This window comes from Brevibacillus sp. FSL L8-0520 (assembly GCF_037963895.1).
GTDB classification, from domain to species: Bacteria; Bacillota; Bacilli; order Brevibacillales; family Brevibacillaceae; genus Brevibacillus; species Brevibacillus borstelensis.
The window spans coordinates 5,046,551-5,069,751 of record NZ_CP150171.1 but is presented as its reverse complement, the minus strand read 5'-3'; the positions used below and the strand labels follow the sequence as shown (position 1 = coordinate 5,069,751).

Here is a 23,201-nt window from a genome sequence, read left to right as displayed (position 1 = left end):
ATAAAGGGGAGAGGCTCGGATGAACAAGGCTGATCGTATCAAACGGATGAAGGTGCCGGCTGTAGACCCTGCTCTGGCAAAAAGGCTGCCGCCGGGCCAGGTGCTGACGGAGAGATTTCCGATCCTGCACGAGGGAGAGGTCCCGGTCTACGATTTGCAAACATGGACGCTTCGGGTGTTTGGAGAAGTGGAGCGGGAAGTGACGCTTGGCTACGAGGAAATCCGGGCCATGCCGCAGAGTGTACTGACGTGCGACATTCATTGCGTGACCCGGTGGTCCCGGTTTGACAACCGCTTTGAAGGAGTCCGGTTCCGCGACTTTCTAAAAGCAGCGGGCATCGTGCCGAAGAGCGATTACGTCATGCTGCACGGCGACCACGGGTATACGGCCAATTTGGCTCTGTCCGATCTGGACCGGGATGACGTTCTGCTGGCCCATTCCTTCGACGGGGAGCCGCTGACGGACAAGCACGGATGGCCGCTGCGCATGATCGTGCCTCACCTCTATTTTTGGAAAAGCGTGAAATGGCTGCGGGGAATCGAATTTACCAACGAAAACAAGCCCGGCTTTTGGGAGCAGAACGGCTTTCATCTGAACGGAGACCCGTTCCGCGAAGAGCGGTTCTCCGGCGAAGCGCTGCCGATCCCGGAAGACGAGTGGGAGAAAAAGGAGTTTGATTGAGATGCTGCCCAATCTGAAAATTGATCCGGAGCAACTGCCAAAGCGAGCGATTGTGTGCGGAGACCCGAAGCGGGCTGCCCGCATCGCCGAGCTGCTGGAAGAGAGCACTCTGATCGCGGAAAACCGCGAGTACCACAGCTACAAAGGGAAGTGGAACGGAACAGAAGTAGCGGTCGTCAGCCACGGCGTAGGCTCGCCGGGAGCGGCGGTCTGCTTTGAGGAGCTGGCCAAGGGCGGGGTGAAAACGATCATCCGCGTCGGCACCGCCGGCTCTTATCAAAAGGAGGTCGAGCCGGGCAGTCTGGTGATCAGCTCGGCAGCCGTACGCCAGGACGGACTGACCAGTCAGCTCGTTCCTCCCGGCTTTCCTGCGGTAGCCAATCGTCGTGTGGTAGACGCCCTGGTCACAGCCGCAGAAAAGCAAAATACCGGTCTTCATGTCGCCGAAGGCATCACGCTGACGCTCGATGTGTTTTACAGCGGCGTGGTGGATTTCCCGCACAAGCTCTATCAAAAGGCGGGCGTGCTAGCCGTCGAAATGGAGAACACCGCGCTGTTTGTCATCTCTTCGCTGCGCGGCATGAAGGCCGGCTCGATCCTGGCGATCGACGGGTACGCTGACGCCGACCTGCTGGAGACGTACGACCCGCACACAGACTTTACCCGGAAAGCCATCGAAGCCGAGGCCCGGATCGCGCTGGATGCGATTGTGGCGGTCGAGTAGGCAGTTAGGTAATGAAATAAAAGACCGTCGGTGCTGCAATACCGACGGCAGTACATTAGTCGTCCTCTTTTCAGGAGCGGCTCAAACCTGCGGGAAGTAGATCACCAGGTTGCCAAACTCAGGGGTGATCTACTTCTTTTTGTGGAAGGACAGTACGGCTACGATTAATAAGCCGACCACCCTTAACACCCGTGCATCCGATGTGGATGCACTTTTTTATTGACAGCTTGAAGGATCAACGGCCGTTGTTGGAAGTCACCTGGAGTGTAAATAGCGTAGTACCATCGTTTGTTCTAGCAGGAGGGCTTCATTTATATGTTTTTTATTGGTCTTAGGGGAAAATCTGAGAATCTATTCTCAGATTCACTCAAAAAAGAACGTAAAAAACAAAAGCTTGAGAGATGAAACAGAAGAAAAAAGCGAAGGCCTTTGGGACACATCCCAGGCTCCATTTCAAAAGCGGGACACGCATTTAGCGTCCAACCTCTGAGATCCCCCCTTGTATAGTCTGCTTTTGGACGCGGTCCCGCTTTTGAAATGGAGCCGGACAGTGAATCCCCCACGCAGTGTCCCACCGAGCCTGGAGCTTTTTTCTTCTGTTTCATCTCCTCCCCCAAAGCCAGACCTACCACTTTTCTTAACAGACTCCTTTCACAACATTAACCCTGCATTCACGTTCTCTTAACGAAACCCCGGTATCATTCTAACTAACAAGTGAATAGATCGTTCGGTTGGAGCCCTGGAGAAACCCCCGACATTCATTACCAAGCACTTTCACATAAAGTCTTTGGCAATTGTCTTGTCGCGGGGTTTTTTGTTTTGCAAAAGGAGGAGAACCGAGATGAACCAGGCGGAATTTTTCGAGCGGCTGACCCGGCAGAAAATGATCGCGTCAGTCAAAGAACCCAAATATCTGGAAAAAGCGGCTGAAGCCAAGGTAGGCGCGGTGGTCCTGTCTACGGGAAACATCGGTGTCATCAAGCGCTATGTCGACTTTTTCAAAAGTCACGATGTTCCGGTCTTTCTCCATCTGGAGCGGATCGGGGGAATCAGCTACGACCGGGAAGGAGTCGCGTTTGTCGCTCATTACGTCAAGCCGGACGGGATCGTGACCACGCGCAATACGCTGATCAAGCTGGCGAAAAAAGAGAAGCTTTTGACCATCCAGCGGCTCTTCCTGGTAGACAGCGACGCGCTCAAGTCCGGCCTTTTATCAGTTAAGGAAACGCAGCCCGATGCCGTAGAGCTCATGCCGGCGCTATTGCCGGAATTCATCGCGGAGTACGCGCAGGAGCTGAAGGGCACGCCGATCATCGCGGGCGGGCTGATCCGCAAACGTGAACAAATGGAGACAGCCTTGCAATACGGGGCCGCAGCCGTTTCTGTGGGCAGCTATTCACTATGGAAGGAGTGTCTTGCCGATGTATCCATGCCTGTTGTTTGATCTGGACGGTACCTTGCTGGACAGCAGAGAAGCGGTCATTGACGCGGTCGCGCACACGGCGGAACGCTTTGCCCCGGGCGTTTTTACGAGGAGAGATCTGGTGGGGCGGTTCGGAGAGTCCTTTGATGATTTTCTGGCCGCCGCAGTTGGGGAGGAGTACGACCGCAAAGCAGTGATGGACAGCTACTTCTCGTATGTCCGCGCTCACCATGCAGAGCATGTCCGGCTGTTTCCCCATGTTCGCGAAGATTTGGAACGGTTGAAACAAGCGGGCTTCCGTCTCGCTGTCGTGACGAATAAACAGCGCGAGTTTGCGGTTGCCGGGCTGGAGCTGGCGGGCTTATCCGAGCTGTTCGAGGCTGTTGTCAGCGTGGACGATGTTTCGCGTGGCAAGCCGTCCGCCGAGCCGATTGAAAAAGCGCTGTCCTTGCTGGGAATGGAGCCGGAGCAGGCGCTGATGATTGGCGACAGCCGGTATGATGTCCTGGCTGCTGTAGGGGCGGGCGTCAAATCAGTGGTGCTGGAATGGTACGGTGCGGAGGAATGGAACTACGTTTCTCCGGACTTTCGATATGCGGATTTTCGCAGCTTTGCCGAGGAAATGCTGGCTGTGAAGGCACAGGGAGGGGAATGACAGGTGGCAAAAGTGGTGTTGAAACAGGTGACGAAGGAGTTCAACGGCCAGCAAGTGGTCAAGGGCCTTGATCTGGTGATCCCGGATGGCTCCTTTACCGTACTGGTCGGGCCGTCAGGATGCGGAAAGTCGACGACGCTGCGGATGATCGCCGGCTTGGAGCAGGCGACGGGCGGAGAGATTTTGATCGGGGAACAGCCGGTCAATGATCTGCCGCCGGGAAAACGGGACGTCGCCATGGTGTTCCAAAACTACGCACTCTATCCGACGATGAGCGTCTATGACAACATCTCGTATGGTCTGCGAAACCGCGGCTATTCCAAGAAGGAATGCCAGGTGCTGGTAGAGGAAATCGCCGAGGTCGTGGGACTGGCTCCTTATTTGAAGCGGAAGCCTTCGCAGCTCTCCGGCGGCCAGCGTCAGCGGGTCGCACTGGCCAGGGCCATGGTCAAAAAACCGCAGGTCTTCCTGATGGACGAACCGCTATCCAATCTCGACGCCAAGCTGCGCAACCAGATGCGGGTAGAGCTGACAAGCCTTCACAAGCAGCTTGGCAGCACCTTCATTTACGTAACGCACGATCAGGTGGAAGCGATGACGATGGGCGACCAGATCGTCGTGATGAACGAAGGGCAGATCATGCAGGTGGCGGCGCCGATGGATCTGTATCAGGAGCCGGACAATCTGTTCGTTGCCCAGTTTATCGGCTCTCCTGCTATGAACATCGTCCCGGCGGCAGAGCGCGAGGATCAGGTCTGGGGGTTTCGCCCGGAAAAAGCGCTGCTCCGCCACGCAGGAGTCTCCTCTGTCGGTCACGCTGACGCAATGGATATGCACGGACATATCGTCTCCAGGGAGATTCTCGGATCGGACACGCTGTATCACGTCGAGACGGACAAAGGACGGGTCGTGGTCAAGACGGACACCGAATCTCTTCTGGATGCAGGATCGGCCGTACACGTAACGGTGCCGCTTTCGAGCATCTACGTGTTTGACCGCGCGACCGGGAAGCGGATAGCACGGGCAGAAAACGGTGTCAGGCAGCAAATCCTGGCAGGTGGGGTGGTCTGATGCGAAAGGCAGCGGCCGCACACGAAATGACGGCTTCCGGTCATGCTCTTGGGAGAACGGAGGCGACAAAAGTCAGGCTGAATCTGTTTGAGACGATCCGTCCTTATTTGTATGTCACACCGGCATTGGCCTTCTTCGGCGTCTTTTTCTTCTTTCCGATCGCCTATGTGATCTACCTCTCGTTTCACGACTGGTCTCTGCTGAATTTGGACGAGATCGAGTGGGTGGGACTGGCCAACTTTACGGCGCTTTTCGAGGACGCGGATTTTCGCCAGGTGCTGGGGACAACTCTCATCTATACACTTAGTACCGTTGCACTGGGAATCGGGATCGCCTTTTTCCTGGCGCTTTGGCTAAACCGCAAAGCCAAGATTTTTGGGCTCGTGCAAGCGGCGGTCTTCAGCCCGCATATCATCTCGCTGGTGTCGGTGGCGATGCTCTGGATGTGGCTGATGGACCCGCAATACGGCCTGCTCAATGCGCTGCTGGAATTTATCGGCTTGCCCGGCTACACCTGGCTGTCTGATACAAAAAGCGCCTTGCTTTCACTGATCATCGTCAGCGTCTGGAAAGGAGTCGGCTACAATACGCTCGTCTTTATCGCCGGGCTGCAAAGCATTCCCCGGGACATATACGAGGCGGCTTCCCTGGATCGTTCGCCGTGGTGGCGGACACTGACCCGCATCACGATCCCGATGCTTTCGCCCACGCTGTTCTTTTTGCTGGTGATCAATACGATCTCCTCGTTCCAGGTGTTTGATACGATCTACATCATGACGCAGGGCGGACCGGTCAACAGCACCAATATGCTCGTCTTCTACATCTACGAGCAAGGCATGGACTTTTACAACGGCGGCATCGCCTCGGCAGCCTCTGTCATCCTGCTTGGTATCGTTGGACTGCTGACGCTGCTGCACTTCCGGGTGATGGAAAAGCGTGTTCACTACCGCTAAAAAATGCAAGTGATGAACGAAGAAAAGCAGAGAAGATAGTGGAAGAGAGGAGGAGACAACATGCGACAAGCCGGTTTGACGGCGTGGAAAACGGTGGAGTGGCTGCTGCTTGCGGCTGTGGGCCTGATCTTCGTGTTTCCGTTTCTCTGGATGTTCTTGACGGCTTTCAAGACGATGCCGGAGGTATACCAATTTCCGCCGACCTGGTGGCCGGAATCGTGGCAGTTTCAAAACTTTGAAATTGCCTGGAGCTCCGGGCCATTCCTGACCTACGTCTGGAACAGCTTTCTCGTGGCAGCCGGGATTCTGGTGCTGCAGCTTTTGACAGGGGTACCGGCCGCATACGCGTTTGCCCGTTATCGCTTTCGCGGGAGAGAAGCCTTGTTCGGGCTGACGCTGATCGCGCTGATGATTCCGGCGCAGGTCATTTTCCTGCCGGTCTATGTGGAGATGAGCCACTGGGGATTGGTGAACACCTTGTGGGCGTTGATCCTTCCCTACGGGGCGAGCGCTTTCGGCATCTTCCTGCTGCGCCAGTCCTTCATGCAGGTGCCGGATGAAGTGATCGAAGCGGCGCGGCTCGACAACGCATCCGAGTGGAAAATCATGTGGACGATCATGGTGCCGATGGCAAAGCCGGTACTCGTTACCTTTGGCCTGTTCAGCTTCATTTACCACTGGAACGACTATTTCTGGCCGCTGATCATGACCAACAGCAATGAAGTCCGGACGCTTCCCATCGGGATCTCCATGCTGAAGGCGGCGGAGGGCGGCAAGCTGTGGAATGTGATTATGGCCGGAAATATGATTCTCGTCCTCCCGATTCTGGCGATCTTCTTCTTCGCCCAGCGGCACATCATCAGCGCGTTTGTCTATCAGTCCAAGTAACAAGGGACAATGAAAAGGGAACAAGGAACCTTGACCAGAAAAAACCTGCTTTGACAGAAGCTTTGCCCATTTCGGCAAAAGGGCAGGACAGCATTTCATGGAACCCTACCTATCCGGGAAACAGGGGGAAAACCCCTTACTTTAAAGGAGGCAATTGTGGTGAAAAAAGTTCGTGTATCTTTACTGGCATGCGCAATGAGCATAACGGCTATCCTGGCAGGCTGTGGCGGCGGCAATCAGCAGGCGGCCACAGAGCAGACAAGCGGGACGAGCGGTGCGGCATCCGGAGCGCAGCAGCAGACGGCAGATGCGGGCAAGCCAATCGAGATCGACTTCTGGTACGCGCTCGGCGGCCGCAACGGGGAAATGATCGAAAGCATGGTAAAACAATTCAACGAATCCCACAAGCACATTGTGGTGAAGCCGTCCTACCAGGGCAGCTACTATGAGAACCACGCCAAGGTGCTGGCCTCTGTGTCTGCCGGAAACCAGCCTGACGTGACGATGGTCGAGGTAGGCTCCATCGGGGCGTTTGCGGACGCGAAAGTGCTGCAGGAATTGACGCCTTACACGAACGGAGCCGAAGAGAAGTACATTCCCGGACTGATGGGCAACTCGTACTGGAAAGACAAGCTGTACGCGATCCCATTCAACCGCTCCACTCCGCTGTTGTACCTCAACCGCGACATGCTGAAGGCGGCCGGACTCGATCCGAACGGTCCGAAAAGCTGGGAGGAGCTGCGTGAATTCTCCAAGGCTCTGACCAAAAAAGAGGGTGACAAGACCAAAACATACGGCTTCTCCACCCCGATCGACATCTGGTTCTACGAAGCGCTGGTGTTCCAGAGCGGAGGCAACATCTTGAGTGAAGACGGCAAAAGCCTGCTGATCAATGAAGAAGCCGGAGTGGCACCACTCGAATTCTGGACGAGCATGTTGAAAGAAGGCGTGATGAAGGCGCCTCCGGGTGAAAAATACAATGCATGGGATGTAGCCAAGCAAGACTTCCTCAACCAGCAGGTGGGCATGATCTTTACCTCTACCGGGGATTTGCGCGGACTGAAGGAAGCAGCCAAATTCGACCTGGGCGCCGCGTTCCTGCCGGCCAACAAGAGCTACGGCGCTCCTACGGGCGGAGCCAATCTGGTGATGCTGGCGAAGTCCTCCGAAGAGGAGAAAAAGGCCGCTTGGGAGTTCATCGAGTGGATGACCGATACGAAGCAAACGATTCCGTGGTCGCTGGAAACCGGGTACATGCCAGTGACAAAAGAAGCAGTCGAGTCGGAAGAAATGAAAAAAGCGTACGAGAAGGAGCCGAACTTCCAGGTGGCAGTGAAGCAGTTGGAGTACGCAAAGCCGCGCCCGATGGTGCCAGGCTACAAGGAGCTGCAGGAAGTGATCATGACCGAAATCCAGCGTGCGGTATTGGGGCAGGCGTCCGTGGACGAGGCGATCGGCAAAGCGATGGAAAAAGGGCAGAAGCTGTTGAAAAAGTAACCGCAGCATTTTCGTGAAAAAGGAATTTGGCCTGGGCTGAGAGCAAGCATCGACCGGGAAAAACGGAGGGAACATGATGAACGTCTGTATGGCACACCGCGGCTGGTCCGGAAAAGCGCCGGAAAACACGATGACAGCGATCCGCCTGGCGCTGGCAGAACCGGCAATCAAGGCGATGGAGATTGACGTGCAACTGTCCAAGGATGGCGTACCTGTACTTTGCCACGACTTTACGCTGGAGCGCACGACGAACGGAAGCGGACTCGTTCGGGACCACACCTTTGAGGAGTTGCGGACACTCGATGCGGGCAGATGGTTTGACGCGCGGTTCGCGGGTGAGAGAATCCCGTCGCTGGATGAGGTTTTGCAAGCAGTAAAGGGGCGATGCACGCTGAATATTGAATTGAAGACAGCGCCCGGCATGTACCCCGGTTTGGCGGAAAGTGTACTGGCTTTGCTGGAGAAGCATGACATGAAGCGGGACGTGTACGTGACGTCGTTTGACCATGAAGAGATCCGCCATGTCCGCCAGCTCGATGCCGAAGTGAAGACCGGCCTGATCGTCCTCGGAAATCCCGTACTGATGCTGGAGCAGCTTCGCGAAGCAGGAGTCCATATTTTGTCGATGGCCTATCCGTACCTGACGCCAGAGCTCGCTGCGGCTGCGATTGAGCAGGGCTATGAGGTAATTGCCTGGACAGTCGATGATCCCCAAACAATTCGCCATATTGTAAAGAACTATCCACGTGTGCAGATTTGTACCAACCACCCGGATCGAATGTTGGCTGTTTGCTAAGGACAGGCAAAAAGTTCAGAAGAACCTTATAAAAGGCTGCGGCTATATGGATGGACCGGAAGGGAGAGCCCCTTCCGGTTTTCATGTTTGGGGCAATCGTCTGTATGTCTGGGGGGAATGAAACAAAAGCTGCCCGGAAACGTAAATACATAGAAGGATACATCTGGAAGCTCCAAGAGGCAAAGCGAGGCCGCATCATCCCTTTCTTTGCCGTTTGGCGGTGTAATTTTGTTCGGAGGGTTTGCAATCATCTGGTAAAATGATGATGCGAATGAAAAAAGAGGCAGCATCAAGGGGAGACAAACGAATGATGGAGAGACCGGTTAGAATACTGGGGACAGGCAAATATTTGCCCAAGCGGCAAGTGACGGCAGAGCAGTTGGACCAAAAGCTGGGATTGCCGGCTGGATGGGTGGAAAAGAAATCGGGAGTGCGGGTTCGGCATTTTGTGACAGATGAAACTTCTACGCAAATGGGGGCCGCGGCAGCTACACAAGCGCTTCAGAATGCAGGCCTTACGTTTGCTGACATCGACTGTCTGGTTTGCGCCAGCGGGACGGCTCAGCAGGAAATTCCTTGTACGGCAGCGCTGCTCCAGGAGGAACTGGGGGAGTCGGACTCCGGCGTCCCGTGCTTTGATATCAATTCCACATGCCTCAGTTTTGTCACAGCGCTGGATGTGATGTCGGCTGCGATGGCTGCTGGCGTGTATAAGCGGGTTTTGATAGTCTCTACTGAAATTTCTTCAGTAGGGTTGAACTGGGAGCAAAAGGAGAGCAGTATCCTGTTTGGAGACGGGGCAGCGGCGGCTGTCATCGGACTTGCGCCGGACAGTTCTTCTTCCCGGATTCTCTGCTCCCGGATGGAGACGTACAGCAAAGGAGCGCATTACTCCGAGATTCGCGGCGGCGGGACCTTGATCCATCCAAGCGAGTACGGGAAGGGAAATGAGAGCGACTTTATGTTTGACATGGATGGACGCAAGCTGTTTCGGATGACCTCCCAGCTTCTTGAGGGCTTTATCGAGAGGTTGTTGTCCAACACGACTATCTCCCTTTCCGAAATCAAGGCGGTCGTCCCTCATCAGGCCAGCGGTATGGCGATGCGCATCATGGCACAAAAGCTGGGGCTTGCGCCGGGCCAGATGATCAATATTATTGAAAATCACGGAAATGTGATCGCTGCCTCTATTCCTATGGCATTGCACGAAGCGATCCAGGAGAAAAAAGTGGCCCGCGGGGACTTACTGCTTCTGCTAGGAACATCAGCAGGACTGTCCCTGGGAGGGGTTTTGCTTGAATACTGAGAGGAAGACGATCCTGCTGACAGGGGGAAGAGCACCGGCTACCTTGGAGCTGGCTCGGCTGTTTGACGAGGCGGGACACTGCGTTGTGGTGGCGGAGAGCTTGCCCGCTCACCTGTGCCGGGTATCCCGAGCGGTTGCCCGTTCTTACCTCGTGCCCCCTCCCCGACAGCAGGAAAAAGAATATATCGAAGAGCTTTGCCGCATTGCAGAAAGGGAAAAAGCAGACCTGCTCGTCCCGACATGCGAGGAAGTTTTTTTCGTCGCAAAGGGCAGAGAGCGTCTCCGTCATTATGTGGAACCGTTTGTGGAAAGCCTTGAAGAACTGCGCATCTGGCATGATAAAGCAGCGTTTGTCAGGCTGGCGGAGCAAGCCGGTTTTTCCGTCCCGCAGACGAGATCGGTTATATCGGCTGCTGGGCTGCTGGAAGCTCTCCAAGATGTCGAACCGGGAAAAAGCGTCGTGTTGAAGCCTGCTTTTTCCCGGTTTTCTTCCCGTGTCCATATCTTGCGCCGCTGTTTGCCAAGAAAGGATTGGTATACAGCGAGCGAACTCCCTGCTATAAGAGAGGGAGAAACATGGCTCGTGCAGGAGTTCATCGCGGGCAGGCAGCTGTGCAGCTATGCGGTAGCCAGGGAAGGCCGCCTTGCCTTGTACGCCGATTATGCCACGACGTTCACGGCCGGGCAGGGGGCGTCTATTTCTTTCAGCTTTGCGGACCATCCCGGAGTGCGAACGTTTGTCGAAAAGATGGTCGGGCTCCGCCGTTTTACCGGGCAGATCGCCTTTGATTTTATCGAGACACGCACAGGGGAGCTGTACCCAATCGAATGCAACCCGCGCCTGACCAGCGGTATCCACCTCTTCAGGGGAAAAAGGGAGGCGGCAGAGGCGTTTTTTGGTGGTCGCGGAGCTGGCGGGGAACATGACGGAAACGACAATAACGAGGCTTTGGAAAAGCCGGAACGAGCGACTCTCCCGGTGCACGCGGACAAACAGCCTGTAGTTGTGCCTTCCGCGAATGCATCGGCAGCGTTGTCGATGGCTATGCTCTTCTACGGACTGCCTTCCCTTCGCAGTTGGAGAGAAGGAAGGCGCTGGCTGGGGGAGTTCCTGAAGTCGCGGGATGTTGTGTTTCGCTGGAGCGACCCCCTCCCCGCCTTTGAGCAGCTGCGTTTACTGTGGATATTGGCAGATATGAAAAGAAAGACCGGGATGAGCATGATCGAGTGCTCCACAAGCGATATTGAATGGAATGGTGACGAATGAAAAACAGACGTGTACTGGTGACGGGCGGCACCGGTTTTTTGGGACAGAAGCTGGCGCGAAGGCTTCATGAGCAGGGCGCAGAGGTAACGGTGCTGGGCCGGAACAAACGGGTGGGCGAGGCATTGCAAAAGGAAGGAATCCGCTTTGTCTGCACCGACATCACGGATCAAAAGGCCGTTCGGGACGTCTGCTACGGGAAGCAGATTGTGATCCATGCGGCGGCGTTTTCTTCACCGTGGGGAAGGTACCGCGATATGTACGCCGCCAATGTGGAAGGCACACGCCATGTGATCGAAGGCTGCCGGCAGCACAATGTAGAGCGATTGATACACGTTTCGACTCCGAGCTTGTATTTCGCTTTTGAAGACAGGCTGGGCATTAAGGAATCGGATCCGCTGCCGCAGCGCTTTGCCAATGAGTATGCCGAGACGAAGTTCCTCGCCGAGCGGGAAGTCGACAACGCCTTTGAAAATGGCCTGGCGACGATTACGATCCGCCCGAGGGCATTGTTTGGACCCGGGGACAATGCAATCCTGCCCAGACTGATCCGGGCCAACAAAAATCGGTTTGTGCCCATTATTGAGGGAGGCCGGGCCGTCATCGACCTGACGTATGTGGACAACGTGGTGGATGCGCTTCTTTTGTGCATGGATTCTTCCGAAAAAACGCTGGGAAAGGTGTACAACATCACGAATGGAGAGCCGGTCATGCTCATCGATGTCCTGAAGTCGGTCTTTGCCAAGCTGGACATGCCGCTTAATAGCAAGGAGGTCTCCTATAGGCAAGCGTACGGCATTGCGTCCGTACTGGAGCTGCTGTCCCGCACGCTGCTCGCCTACAGAGAGCCGATGCTGACTCGTTACACGGTGGGTGTCTTGGCGAAAAGTCAGACGCTGGATATTACCCGAGCCCGGGAAGAGCTGGGGTACGAGCCGCGGGTCGGCTTGCAAGAAGGAATCGAAATCTTTGCGAATTGGTGGCGACAAGAGCATGAACGTAACACTGACCCTGCTTGATACGGGCTTTTGCCGGCAGTTGGAGGCCATCTCGCTTGGCGGAGGGCGATTCCAATCGATCCGGTTTCACGCTGTGGCAGGGTGCATGCATCATCCGGACCACGGCTTGCTGTTGTTTGACACCGGGTACGCCCCTCATTTTTTTACAGCAGCCGCACGTTTTCCCTATTCTCTTTACGCCAAAGCGACTCCGGTCTTTACTGAGCGGAGCCAGTGTGTGAAGGAACAGCTGGCAAGCAAAGGGATTGGACCGGAACAGGTCACTGGCATCTTCATTTCGCATTTCCATGCGGATCATATTGCCGGCTTGCACGATTTTCCGGGGGCCCGGCTGTACTGTTTCCGTTCGGCTTATGAGGAGGTCAAGGGACTTAAAGGAATCGCCGCCGTCAGAAGGGGATTTTTGCCGGAGTTGATGCCGGAAGACTTTGAGGAGCGTGCCATTTTCATTGACGATGGTCCAAAGATACGCTTGTCCGGGGAGTACCATCCGTTTGAGGAAGCGTACGATCCGTTTGCAGACAAAAGCCTGCTGGCAATCGATTTGAGCGGACACGCCAAAGGACAGTTCGGCCTTTTCCTGCGCGACACGCAGGACCGCGACATCTTTCTTTGCGCGGATGCGGCCTGGTCCAGCGAGGCGTACCGGAAGCATCGGCCACCACATCCTGTTGCACACCTGATCAAGGCGGACGCTGCTTCCTATTTGCGGAATCTGAGGCGCCTCCATGAGCTTCACCGGAGCTGGCCGGAGCTGTACATCCTGCCTACGCATTGTCCAGAAGTACATGAGCTGAGCAAGGGGGAATTTGCATGGAGCTGATCGGTACCCTCTGGCAGTACATCAAGACCAGGCGGCTGGCCAAGCGGTTTCACACCCGCCAGGAGCTTGCCTGCTGGCAGGAGAAGCAGGTCCAGAAGCTGCTCCGCTACGTTTTGCCCCGTTCGCCTTTTTACCGCGAGCGAATCGGGAGCGATCCTTTGCACGGTTGGAAAACGATCTCTCCGATTGAAAAGCGGGAGATGATGGAGCATTTTGATCTTCTGAACACGGCTGGAATCAAGCGTGACGAAGCGCTTCGGATTGCGGAGGAGGCCGAGGAGACACGGGATTTTACCCCGAAAATCGGAGAGGTTACGGTTGGGCTATCGTCAGGAACCAGCGGCAGCCGCGGTATTTTCCTGGTCGGGCCGGATGAGCGGGTCAGATGGGCCGGTGCCATACTGGCGAAGGCATTGCCGGGGCCGCTCTGGGAGAAGCAGCGGGTCGCCTTTTTTCTGCGGGCCAACAGCAATTTGTATACATCGGTAAAACGGAAACGGCTGCAATTCGCCTTTTTCGACCTGCTTCTTTCGCTGGAAGCGCATATTGCCCATCTGCAGCAATACCAGCCGACGATACTGGTAGCGCCTCCCTCCATGCTTCGGTTGCTGGCCGTCGCCAAGCAGGAAGGCTCCCTTGATATCCGGCCAGGCAAGGTTATCTCCGTAGCGGAGGTGCTGGACCCGATCGATGAAGAGGTGATCCGCGAGGCATTCGGCGGGCCCGTCCACCAGATCTACCAATGTACGGAAGGCTTCCTGGCGGCGACCTGCTCGCATGGCACTCTGCATGTAAACGAGGACATCCTGGTAATGGAAAAGGAGTATCTGGACGAGGAAAAAAACCGGTTCCATCCGATTATTACCGACTTTTCCCGGTACACGCAGCCGATGATCCGATACCGTTTGAACGACATCTTGACGGAACGGAAGGACCCTTGTCCCTGCGGCTCCGTGTTTTTGGCTCTCGAACAGATCGAGGGACGGGCAGATGACATTTTCTATTTTCCATCTGCCAAAGGCGCTGATGGTTCTGCTGAAAGAGGCGAGGGGCTCCGCCCCTTTTTCCCTGATTTTGTCCGCCGGGCAGTGATGACTGCGTCACAGGGAATTGAGGAGTACATCGTCCGTCAAAAAAGTCCCGAGCACGTAGAAGTCTCGCTTGTCATTTCGTCGGGATATCGGCGGGAGGATGTGGAAGAGGACGTCCGTCGGAAGCTGCAGCGGGAAATAGAGAGGCAGGGGTACGCAGGGCCCGAAATCGTTTTTTCTCCTTATCAACCACCGGAGCGGGGAAGGAAGCTCCGGCGCGTGGAAAGGATGTTCCAACCTGATGAACGCTGAACGCGTCCGCCTGTATGAGAAAACGGATTTGGCAGAGCTTGCCTGGGAGAGGATGAAGGACGGAGAGTATGCCCGCGCCTATCTGGAGCCGCTGATTCTCGATTCTGTCCCGGCGTACATGTCTAATGTCCGCACGCGGATGGGGGCGCTTGTCATCGATGATCTCGTACTGCCTGTAACTGTCAATGACGAGGAGTACGACAACTCATACGTATGCTCGCCCTATACACACTACATCAGCTATGCCCGCGAGGAAATGAAGCTGGTCACGTCTTCCATGATAGCTTCTCTCGGCGGGCCGTTGTTGTCCGGGGCAGGTGCCCTGATGAAGCTTAGCCGTGTGAATCGGATTGTGTTCGTGAACAATTGGCTTCTGTCCACCAATCTGTATCACCCGTTGACGGCTGAACAGGTCCGGGAAATCACCAGCTTCCTGACCAGGAGGTTTCCGGACCACGCCGTGGCTTTTCGATCCGTAAGTCCAATCGTCTGTCCGGAGGCATGGACCGGCCTGGAGCGGAGCGGATATGTGATGGTGCCGAGTCGGTATGTGTACCTGTTTGACCCCAAACAGGCTAATGAAAAGGGCTGGCGCGTTCGCAATACGTTAAAGCGGGACCGGGATATGCTGAAGAAAAGCGGTTATCGCATCCTTCGGCACGAGGAGCTTGGGGAGGAGCATGCAGAGAGGATCGCCGCACTTTACCAAGCGCTTTACCTGGACAAATACTCCCAACTGAATCCGCAATTGACGCCGGCCTTTGTCCGACTGGCGCTGCACAGGCAGATACTGACCTTGATTGGTCTGGAAAAGGAAGGCAGATTGGACGGGATTCTCGGTTATTTTCAGCGAAACGGCATGATGACCACTCCCCTGTTCGGGTACGATACCGCTCTTCCCAAAAAACTGGGGCTGTACCGGATGCTCTCCAGCCTTTTGGTGTCGGAGGCGGAACAAAAGGGCCTCTTGCTTCATCAAAGCGCCGGAGTCGGGGCGTTCAAAGCGGATCGCGGGGCAGAGGGTACTGCGGAGTATACGGCAGTGTATATAAAGCATCTTCCTTACCGGCGACAGATGATCTGGAGAGCCTTGGCTGCGATCCTCGATCGCGCTGTCATCGGCATGGCGAAAAAGTACAAGTGGTAACGGACAAAAAGACAGCTTGGAAACCATTCAAGTCAGCACGGTATCGGTTTATGTCTATCGATACCGTGCTCTTTTTTTGCGGGCAAGGGATTTGCCAAAGACAAACGAACAGCGTGCATGCCGGACAATCGGATGTTCCGCGTTACCGATACAGGGTAAACTTCCGGACTTGGTCCTGCAGCTTCTCGGCAACCCTCGCGAGTGATTCGGCAGAAGAAGAGACCTGCTCGACAGCAGCCAGTTGTTCTTCGGTTGCGGCGGAAACGTTTTGTGTACCGTCTGCCGAGTTTTCTGCCACCTTGGATATTTGCTCGATCAAATAGACGGCTTGTTCCGTGCTTGCCGTCATTTGCTGGGAATAGGCCTGCACTTCCTGAATCTTGCTGGCGACCTGAGCGACGGATTCGCTGATCTGAACGAATGAGCTGCCAGCCTCGTTAACCACTTCAATACCGAGTGCCACTTCCTTCGTTCCTTTTTCCATGGAAAGCACGGCGGTATGGGATTCGGTCTGAATCGTTGTGATCAGTTGTTCAATCTGCTGGGCTGATTTCGCCGATTCCTCGGCCAGCTTCCGCACCTCGTCAGCGACCACGGCAAAGCCTCTTCCCTGCTCTCCTGCTCTTGCTGCCTCGATTGCAGCATTGAGTGACAACAGGTTTGTCTGTTGGGCGATGTCGGTAATCACCTGGACGATCTGTCCGATTTCCTGTGAGCTGTCTCCGAGGCGTTTGACGATGCCGGCGATCTCGTTTACTGTGCTGTGAATCAACTGCATCTGGCTCATGACCGTGTCGATCGCCTTGTTGCCGCCGACAGCAATTTCCGAAGCAGTCACGGCAGAGTCAGCTGCATTTTGTGCGTTAACGGCTATCTGCTGAATGCCCGTTGAGACTTCATTGATGGCTCCTACACTTTCCGCCACGCTTTGTACCTGCTGTTCCGCTCCGTATGCCACCTCCTGAATCGAAGAGGCGATCTGTTCCGTTGCCTTGCTGGTCTCCTCGGCATTGGCCGACAGCTCCTCTGCAGAGGAAGCGAGCTCTTCGGCTGCTGTGTTTACCTGTTCGATGATTGACCTCAGATTGCCTACCATATGGTTGACTGACTCGGAGAGCTGCCCTACTTCATCCCGGCTTCTGATGGCCAGCGGATCTACCGCCAGATCGCCATCGGAAATTCGGCTGGCCACGGCGGCAACCTCAACGATGGGACGGCTGATTTGACGAGACACAAAGTAGGCGGCTGCAATGACGATGGCTGCTACGATACCTACAATCAACATCACATTCAGTGTCAGCGCTGTTACCTCAGAGGTGATGGACTCGATCGGGATGTGGAAAAACAGGCTGTAATGAGTCTTGGGGATAGAAGCGTACGTAACGACGTATTCGGTACCGCCGTCCAGATACGTAAAGGAGCCCGATTCGGGTGCGTTATTTTTGAGAATGCTGCTCAAGCCTTCAGGGAGAGCTGCTTCCTCAATGGTTTTGCCGATCAGGTCGGGGTTGGGGTGTACCTGGATCAGTCCTTGGTTATCGACCAAAATCGGGTAACCGCCTTCACCCAGTTGTACATTGTCCAAAAAGGTCGAGGTGAACGAATCCACGTTTACAAGCCCGGTCAGTACGCCGAGTTTTTCTCCGGCATTGCTCACAACGGGAGAAGCGACTACAATCGACCGATTTCCGGTCGTTTTTGCGATCAGCATGTCAGAGTAGCTGGTTTTTCCCTCCATGCCGAGTTTGAAGAACGGACGCTCCGCCAGGTTGATCCCTACGCTGCCTTCAAACGTGTCCGCTGTTACCTTCCCGTCCGGGGAAATAAATGTATTTCCGTCAAAGATTTTGATTTCGTTCGTAAATTTGCGAATGAACTTGTTCTTTGCTTCATTGTCAAAGGATTGGATGTCCGAGGATCGTGCCAGAATCATTACTTCCGACAGTCTCCTGTCCAGCCATTGGTCCATGGCGTTTGCAGTCGACTCCGTCAAATGAACAAAGGAATCCTTTTGCTTGTCGATCAAAATTCTGGTGCTTTCGGTCAGTACCAGATAAGAGCAGGCGATCAAGGGGAGTACGGCCACAAGCAAAAACCAGATAATGATTTTATTCCGAAGCTTGCTGAACAGACGCATCGTTGCAGCATCCTTTCATAATTCATGCTGGGAATCCGGAAGGGACAGAGTATAAAGCTGGAAATGCAGACTGCTGAGATAATCCCAGCAGTCTGCACGTATTATAAATCAATAGCCCATGGCAGCCCCTTCGCCGCGCGGGTCTGCACCGCCAAACTTGATGTTGCTTTTCGGATCGATCAGAATGGCACCGGATTGACCCATCGCATCGGTATAAGCGGCTTCCAGCTTCTCAACCGGATGACCGCGTTTTACCAGCTCGTCGAGGACTTCCTGCGGAATGCGGCTCTCTACCTTCAGATTGTTGGAGGAGGAGCCCCAGTTGCGGCCATGCAGCCATCTCGGTGCTTCAATCGCGTCTTGAACCGTGAATCCGAAGTCGATAATGCGCGTGACGAGAGCGGCTTGTGTCTGCGGCTGCCCCTCACCGCCCTGTGTACCGTACAGCAGGTAAGGCTTGTTGTCTTTCAAGAGCATAGCCGGGTTGATCGTGTGGAAGGTGCGCTTGCCTGGCTCCAGGTGGTTGATATGATTCGGGTCCAGAGAGAAGTAGCTTCCACGGTTTTGCAAGAGAACACCAGTGTCCTTCGCGACGACGCCCGAGCCCCAATCGAAGTAGTGGCTCTGGATCATGGAAACGGCATTGCCGTACTTGTCGACTACACCGAGCCAGGTAGTGTCGCCCTTGGGATCGAGCGGTTCTACGGTTTTGGCAGCCTGCTTCATGTCAATCCGGGCAGCAAGGTCTTTGCCGTGCTGCTTGGACAGCAGCTCGTCTACCGGAATGTCAACAAACTCAGGGTCTGTCAGCCATTTGTCGCGGTCGGCAAACGCTTGCTTCGTCGCTTCCACGATAGCGTGGTAGTAATCCGGCGTGCCTTCGCCCATGCTCTTCAGGTCAATGTTGTTCAATATGTTCAGAATCGACAATGAGGCCATGCCTTGAGAGTTGGGCGGTACGTTGTAGGCTTGGTATCCGCGATAGTCGACGGTGATCGGATCAGCCCAGGTGGACGTGTGCTTTTCAAAGTCTTTCAGAGTCAGCAAACCGCCGTTTGCCTGCATGTCTTTTACGATTTTTTCGGCGATCTCGCCTTTGTAAAAACCGTCTGCGCCTTTTTTGGCGATCACTTTCAACGTTTTCGCCAGATCCTCCTGCTTGAGGATTTCGCCGGCCTGGTACGGCTCGCCGTTCGCTTTCAGGTAGGTCTTGCGGAACCCTTCAAAGCGCTGCAGATTTTTCAGATCGTTGTCTGTCGGATCGATCGCGTATTTGGTCCAGTACACTTGGTTGGGAGAGACCGGATAGCCTTTTTCAGCATATCCAATCGCCGGCTCCAACAGTCTGTCCCATTTCAGCTTGCTATCTCCAGCCAATTCCTTGTGTGCGTAGTTGTACGCTTCCCACCAACCGGAAACGACACCAGGGACCGTGTTGGCGGACTCGTACCCGCGGGAAGGAATTTTTTCGTAGCCTTTCTTTTTGTAATATTCGATCGTTGCCTTTTCACCAGCTCGACCGCTTCCGTTCAGCGCTCTTACTTCTTTCGTCTTTGCATTGTAGATCAGCCAGAAGTTGTCGCCGCCAATCGACGTGTAGTGCGGGTAAACAACGGCGAGCGTAGACGCGGCGGCAATCGCGGCATCGACTGCGTTTCCGCCCTCCTCGAGTGTTTTGAGAGCTGCGGCTGTAGCCAGGTAGTGAGGAGCCGTAACCATGCCGTTTGGCGACATTGTTGTGGGGCGATTTGCCGCCTCCACTGCGGCAGTTGTGAAGCTGGACAGACCGATCGTCGCGGTCAGCGCTAAAACAGAGAGTTTCTTCCAGATTGACTTTTTCACTTTCCATCCTCCTTGTTGTGTACGGTCGAAGCATGAAAGGTTGAACGGTTCGGGTCAAAATCGATTGGCATCACCTCCTTTGCATAACAACACAAAAAGACCAATGACATAGGATCATTGGTCTTTGGTCCTACATCAATACTTCGGCAGCTGGCTGGCTTGTCCATTTGCTGGAGGTAGCCCCTGTAGCTTTGCGTCGCCGGATTTCCCCGGGTTTGCCATTATCGATATCAATGTGAAATAAGATAGTGAACGCAATTTGTGAAACTTAGTACATATGAAAAAATGTACATATGGGAAAAGATTCGTAAGATTGAATCTGATTCCATAGATGCAAAAAATATCTATCCATTACCTATATTCGGTAATATTGGACTAGTACTTTAGTGAAAAATTTATTTATTTTTTTCAAACAGATGCATATCCGTCTTCCGTTTCTCTTTCTTACTCCGAAACGGCTAAGATCTGCTGGCTAAGCTGTTGAAGGTTGCGAGCAAAGAGGCTGGGATAGCTCCAGGAGGCATATGGTTCGGGTATGGGGATTGCTTCGATGGCTTCGGGTGTGGAGCCGTTCTCGGCCAGATGCTTGGCTTGGTCCCACAAAGCTTCCAAATAGTGAAGACAGCTATCCACAGTTTGATGGTCTCCGACCGGGCCGTGGCCGCCGACTGCTGCCGAAATGGGCAGGTCTTTCCAAGCCTTCAAAACGGAGACCCAGTGGGAAAGATTTCCTGTCTGCATACTGGGATGATTTTGCACAAAAAGCAGGTCGCCGGCCAGAAGAACGGGGTCTTCGGGCAGGTACAGGACAGAGTCGCATGTGCTGTGTCCGTTTCCTTTGGCGGTCAGTACGGCAGTTCGCTTCGAGCCGTGGAGCGTGACAGAATCAGAAAATGTCAGGGAGGCAGGGGTCGCGGAGAACGTAGGCAGTGCAGCGTCAAGGGCGAGAATGTCTCCGAGGTCGGTGCGAAGCTCCTTTTGCTTTTCCGGATCTGATTCGGCTTCCAAAGATTGGCGAACCTTGTCAGGGTATTCGGGGTGCTGCTTTGCGAATTGGACGAGGCTTGTACAACGCTCGAGCATGAGATTTTTGGTGGTTTCTGTGGAGAGGATAATGGCATCGGAAAAGACTTGGTTGCCGCCCACATGGTCAAAGTGGAAATGGGAATTGATAACCAACGATACAGGGCGTCCAAGCAATTGCTCGGCTGCTTCTCGCAGTGCAAGCCCTGCCTTGGGCGTGTACATGGTGTCAAAAACGACCGTCCGATCGCCCAGATCGACGATGGCGGCATTGCCCATGGCTCCTGTGCCTGCTTTGATAACGGCGGCAAAAACACCTTCCACAATTTCTGCCAATGTAAAAAAGGAGGATTGTGTATTGATTTTTTCAAGCACACTCACAACAGATCACCCCAATCATAAAATATGTTTCTGCCTGTAGGATAAAATGGGAATCTTTTGGAAACAACTTCAATTTATATACATCGTGTGAACACCCACGGGGGCTCTCCTGCTTATGATAGTAAAAACCCTCTGAAGGGCGGTTTGTAAAAGCGCCTGGTCCAGAGAAGGTGATTCTTGCTACAAGCCGGTTGGCCAAGGGGTGACTGATAACGATGATGCATCGGCCCAACATCAGAAGCCGGGCGAATTTGTTGAACTATCGCCGGGGAATCAGTATTATGGAATGTAAAGGTGAAGGGAAAGGTTGAATTTCTGTGGAAAATAAATCGGCATCATCATCCAACTTTATCCGCAACATTGTCCTGGAAGACCTGCGAGAGGGCCGAGTCGGGGAAATCGTTACCCGCTTTCCTCCGGAGCCAAACGGGTATTTGCACATCGGACATGCCAAAGCGATTTGCCTTAATTTTGAACTGGCAAAGGAATTCAATGGCAGAGCCAATCTTCGTTTTGACGACACCAACCCGGTGAAAGAAGACACGGAGTACGTAGAAGCGATCAAGGAAGACGTACAATGGCTTGGCTTTGAGTGGGACGGACTGTTCTTTGCATCGGATTATTTTGAGGAAATGTACAATCGCGCCGTTCTGTTGATAAAAAAAGGACTGGCTTACGTATGTGATCTGTCCCCGGAAGAAATCCGCCAAACCAGAGGGACCTTGACGGAGCCGGGTACAAACAGCCCTTACCGCGACCGGTCGGTGGAAGAAAACCTGGATTTGTTCCAGCGGATGCGCAACGGCGAGTTTAAGGACGGCGAAAAGGTGTTGCGCGCCAAAATCGACATGAGCTCCCCCAATATCAACCTGCGTGACCCGATTTTGTACCGGATTTCGCATGCTACCCACCACAACACGGGAGACAAATGGTGCATCTACCCGATGTATGATTATGCACACCCGCTGGAGGACGCTATCGAGGGCGTAACCCACTCTCTCTGTTCGCTTGAGTTCGAGGATCATCGCCCGCTGTACGACTGGGTTGTCCGCGAATGTGAAATGGAAAACGTGCCGAGACAATACGAATTTGCCCGGTTGAACCTGACCAATACGGTAATGAGCAAACGGAAGCTGAAACAGTTGGTCGACGAACAGGTAGTAGACGGATGGGATGATCCGCGCATGCCTACCATTTCGGGACTTCGCCGCCGCGGCTTTACTCCTGAGTCCATCCGTACATTTGCCCGGGAAATCGGTGTGGCCAGAAGCAACAGCACCGTGGATGAAAAAATGCTGGAGCACTTCATCCGCGAGGACCTGAAGCTGAAAGCGCCGCGGACGATGGCTGTACTGCGCCCGCTGAAAGTGGTCATCACCAATTATCCGGAAGACCAGGTCGAGCTGCTGGATGCGGAGATCAACCCGGAAAATCCGGAAATGGGAACCAGACAAATTCCATTCTCCCGCGAAATCTACATTGAGCAGGACGACTTCATGGAGAACCCGCCGAGCAAGTATTTCCGCCTGTTCCCGGGAAATGAAGTACGGCTCAAGCACGCGTACTTCATCAAGTGCACGGACGTGATCAAGGATGAGCAAGGCAATGTCGTCGAAATCCACTGTACGTATGACCCTGAAACGAAGAGCGGCAGCGGCTTTACCGGTCGCAAAGTAAAAGGAACGATCCACTGGGTAGACGCCAAGCATGCGCTCCCTGCGGAGTTCCGCCTGTATGAACCGCTGATTTTGGATGATCAGGAGGAAGGAACCACGTTCCTTGACAATATCAATCCAAACTCTTTGGAGATCGTGAACGGATACGTGGAGCCTAACATGAAAGAGACCAAGCCCCACGACAAATACCAATTCTTCCGTCACGGATACTTTAATGTCGACCCGAAATATACGACAGAAGACAAGCTGGTGTTCAACCGGATTGTTTCCTTGAAGAGCTCGTTTGAACTGCCGAAGCAGCAGGGATAACAGAGAATGCAAAGCAGAAAGCTGTTGAAGTCTCATTGAGGCGTTCAACAGCTTTTTTTATTGGCTACATAGGATTAGGAACGTGGCTGCAGTGAGAGAAGCATATTTCCAGGATGCGCTCCGGTCTGCGTCCGCAAGGGAGCCGAGACTGTCCGCTCCACAACGATTCGCGGGGGAGCGTAAAAGCAGCAGCCGTTCCGAAGCCCAATCAGAGTTACGCTCCTGATTCCCGCGATTTCGTT

19 protein-coding genes and 1 riboswitch are annotated in these 23,201 nt (G+C 54.3%); of the genes, 16 read left to right on the top strand and 3 right to left on the bottom strand.

Annotation, left to right across the window (positions count from 1 at the left end; genetic code table 11):
* The first annotated feature begins 19 nt into the window (after window positions 1-19).
* The 15 genes from NSQ24_RS24710 (at window position 20) to NSQ24_RS24640 (ending at window position 15,591) form a co-directional block, all read left to right on the top strand.
* Window positions 20-682: a sulfite oxidase-like oxidoreductase gene (locus NSQ24_RS24710; RefSeq protein ID WP_003388557.1), complete on the top strand. Its 663-nt coding sequence runs from the start codon at window positions 20-22 to the stop codon at window positions 680-682.
* A gap of 1 nt (window position 683) precedes the next feature.
* Window positions 684-1,406, top strand: a complete 723-nt coding sequence (locus NSQ24_RS24705) for a nucleoside phosphorylase (protein WP_024983709.1) — start codon at window positions 684-686, stop codon at window positions 1,404-1,406.
* A gap of 841 nt (window positions 1,407-2,247) precedes the next feature.
* Window positions 2,248-2,850, top strand: coding sequence for a glycerol-3-phosphate responsive antiterminator (locus NSQ24_RS24700; protein WP_003388555.1), 603 nt, complete (start codon window positions 2,248-2,250; stop codon window positions 2,848-2,850).
* On the top strand, window positions 2,828-3,484 hold the full coding sequence (locus NSQ24_RS24695) for an HAD-IA family hydrolase (RefSeq protein ID WP_031932544.1): 657 nt from the start codon (window positions 2,828-2,830) through the stop codon (window positions 3,482-3,484). Before NSQ24_RS24700 ends, NSQ24_RS24695 begins: the two co-directional genes overlap by 23 nt.
* A gap of 3 nt (window positions 3,485-3,487) precedes the next feature.
* Window positions 3,488-4,555 (top strand): ABC transporter ATP-binding protein, encoded by a 1,068-nt coding sequence (locus tag NSQ24_RS24690; RefSeq protein WP_003388553.1) that lies wholly within the window; start codon window positions 3,488-3,490, stop codon window positions 4,553-4,555.
* Window positions 4,555-5,508 carry a sugar ABC transporter permease gene (locus tag NSQ24_RS24685; RefSeq protein ID WP_003388551.1) on the top strand — a complete coding sequence of 318 codons (954 nt, stop codon included), beginning with the start codon at window positions 4,555-4,557 and terminating at the stop codon, window positions 5,506-5,508. Before NSQ24_RS24690 ends, NSQ24_RS24685 begins: the two co-directional genes overlap by 1 nt.
* Before the next feature lie 60 nt (window positions 5,509-5,568).
* The gene (locus tag NSQ24_RS24680) at window positions 5,569-6,396 is read left to right on the top strand and encodes a carbohydrate ABC transporter permease (protein ID WP_003388550.1); all 828 of its coding nucleotides are present in this window, start codon (window positions 5,569-5,571) and stop codon (window positions 6,394-6,396) included.
* A 195-nt stretch (window positions 6,397-6,591) separates the two neighbouring features.
* Window positions 6,592-7,893, top strand: coding sequence for an ABC transporter substrate-binding protein (locus NSQ24_RS24675; RefSeq protein ID WP_051567360.1), 1,302 nt, complete (start codon window positions 6,592-6,594; stop codon window positions 7,891-7,893).
* A 76-nt stretch (window positions 7,894-7,969) separates the two neighbouring features.
* On the top strand, window positions 7,970-8,689 hold the full coding sequence (locus NSQ24_RS24670; protein ID WP_003388548.1) for a glycerophosphodiester phosphodiesterase family protein: 720 nt from the start codon (window positions 7,970-7,972) through the stop codon (window positions 8,687-8,689).
* 310 nt (window positions 8,690-8,999) lie between these two features.
* Window positions 9,000-9,995, top strand: a complete 996-nt coding sequence (locus tag NSQ24_RS24665; RefSeq protein ID WP_339168089.1) for a beta-ketoacyl-ACP synthase III — start codon at window positions 9,000-9,002, stop codon at window positions 9,993-9,995.
* Window positions 9,985-11,262, top strand: a complete 1,278-nt coding sequence (locus NSQ24_RS24660) for a carbamoylphosphate synthase large subunit (protein ID WP_251237530.1) — start codon at window positions 9,985-9,987, stop codon at window positions 11,260-11,262. Before NSQ24_RS24665 ends, NSQ24_RS24660 begins: the two co-directional genes overlap by 11 nt.
* Window positions 11,259-12,278: an SDR family NAD(P)-dependent oxidoreductase gene (locus NSQ24_RS24655; protein ID WP_003388544.1), complete on the top strand. Its 1,020-nt coding sequence runs from the start codon at window positions 11,259-11,261 to the stop codon at window positions 12,276-12,278. The genes NSQ24_RS24660 and NSQ24_RS24655 overlap by 4 nt, the downstream gene beginning before the upstream one ends.
* Entirely contained in the window at window positions 12,253-13,101 is an 849-nt protein-coding gene (locus NSQ24_RS24650) for an MBL fold metallo-hydrolase (RefSeq protein WP_122957974.1), read from the top strand. Before NSQ24_RS24655 ends, NSQ24_RS24650 begins: the two co-directional genes overlap by 26 nt.
* Entirely contained in the window at window positions 13,092-14,444 is a 1,353-nt protein-coding gene (locus NSQ24_RS24645; protein WP_339166819.1) for a F390 synthetase-related protein, read from the top strand. Before NSQ24_RS24650 ends, NSQ24_RS24645 begins: the two co-directional genes overlap by 10 nt.
* On the top strand, window positions 14,434-15,591 hold the full coding sequence (locus NSQ24_RS24640; protein ID WP_031932548.1) for a GNAT family N-acetyltransferase: 1,158 nt from the start codon (window positions 14,434-14,436) through the stop codon (window positions 15,589-15,591). The genes NSQ24_RS24645 and NSQ24_RS24640 overlap by 11 nt, the downstream gene beginning before the upstream one ends.
* Window positions 15,592-15,733: 142 nt before the next feature.
* On the opposite strand, the gene NSQ24_RS24635 is transcribed toward NSQ24_RS24640, so the two are convergent.
* The 3 genes from NSQ24_RS24635 to NSQ24_RS24625 all read right to left on the bottom strand — a co-directional run bounded on the left by NSQ24_RS24635 (window position 15,734) and on the right by NSQ24_RS24625 (window position 20,974).
* Complete coding sequence (locus NSQ24_RS24635; RefSeq protein WP_003388538.1) at window positions 15,734-17,728, bottom strand: methyl-accepting chemotaxis protein; 1,995 nt, start codon at window positions 17,726-17,728, stop codon at window positions 15,734-15,736.
* A gap of 108 nt (window positions 17,729-17,836) precedes the next feature.
* Window positions 17,837-19,462 carry a gamma-glutamyltransferase gene (gene ggt, locus NSQ24_RS24630; protein ID WP_227277540.1) on the bottom strand — a complete coding sequence of 542 codons (1,626 nt, stop codon included), beginning with the start codon at window positions 19,460-19,462 and terminating at the stop codon, window positions 17,837-17,839.
* Window positions 19,463-19,712: 250 nt separating this feature from the next.
* Window positions 19,713-19,800, bottom strand: a riboswitch (cyclic di-GMP riboswitch).
* Window positions 19,801-20,014: 214 nt separating this feature from the next.
* Window positions 20,015-20,974, bottom strand: a complete 960-nt coding sequence (locus NSQ24_RS24625) for an MBL fold metallo-hydrolase (protein WP_339166815.1) — start codon at window positions 20,972-20,974, stop codon at window positions 20,015-20,017.
* Window positions 20,975-21,291: 317 nt separating this feature from the next.
* On the opposite strand from NSQ24_RS24625, the gene NSQ24_RS24620 reads away from it, so the two are divergent.
* A complete protein-coding gene (locus tag NSQ24_RS24620) occupies window positions 21,292-22,959 on the top strand; it encodes a glutamine--tRNA ligase/YqeY domain fusion protein (protein WP_003388535.1) in 1,668 nt (555 codons plus the stop codon).
* Window positions 22,960-23,201 lie beyond the last annotated feature (242 nt).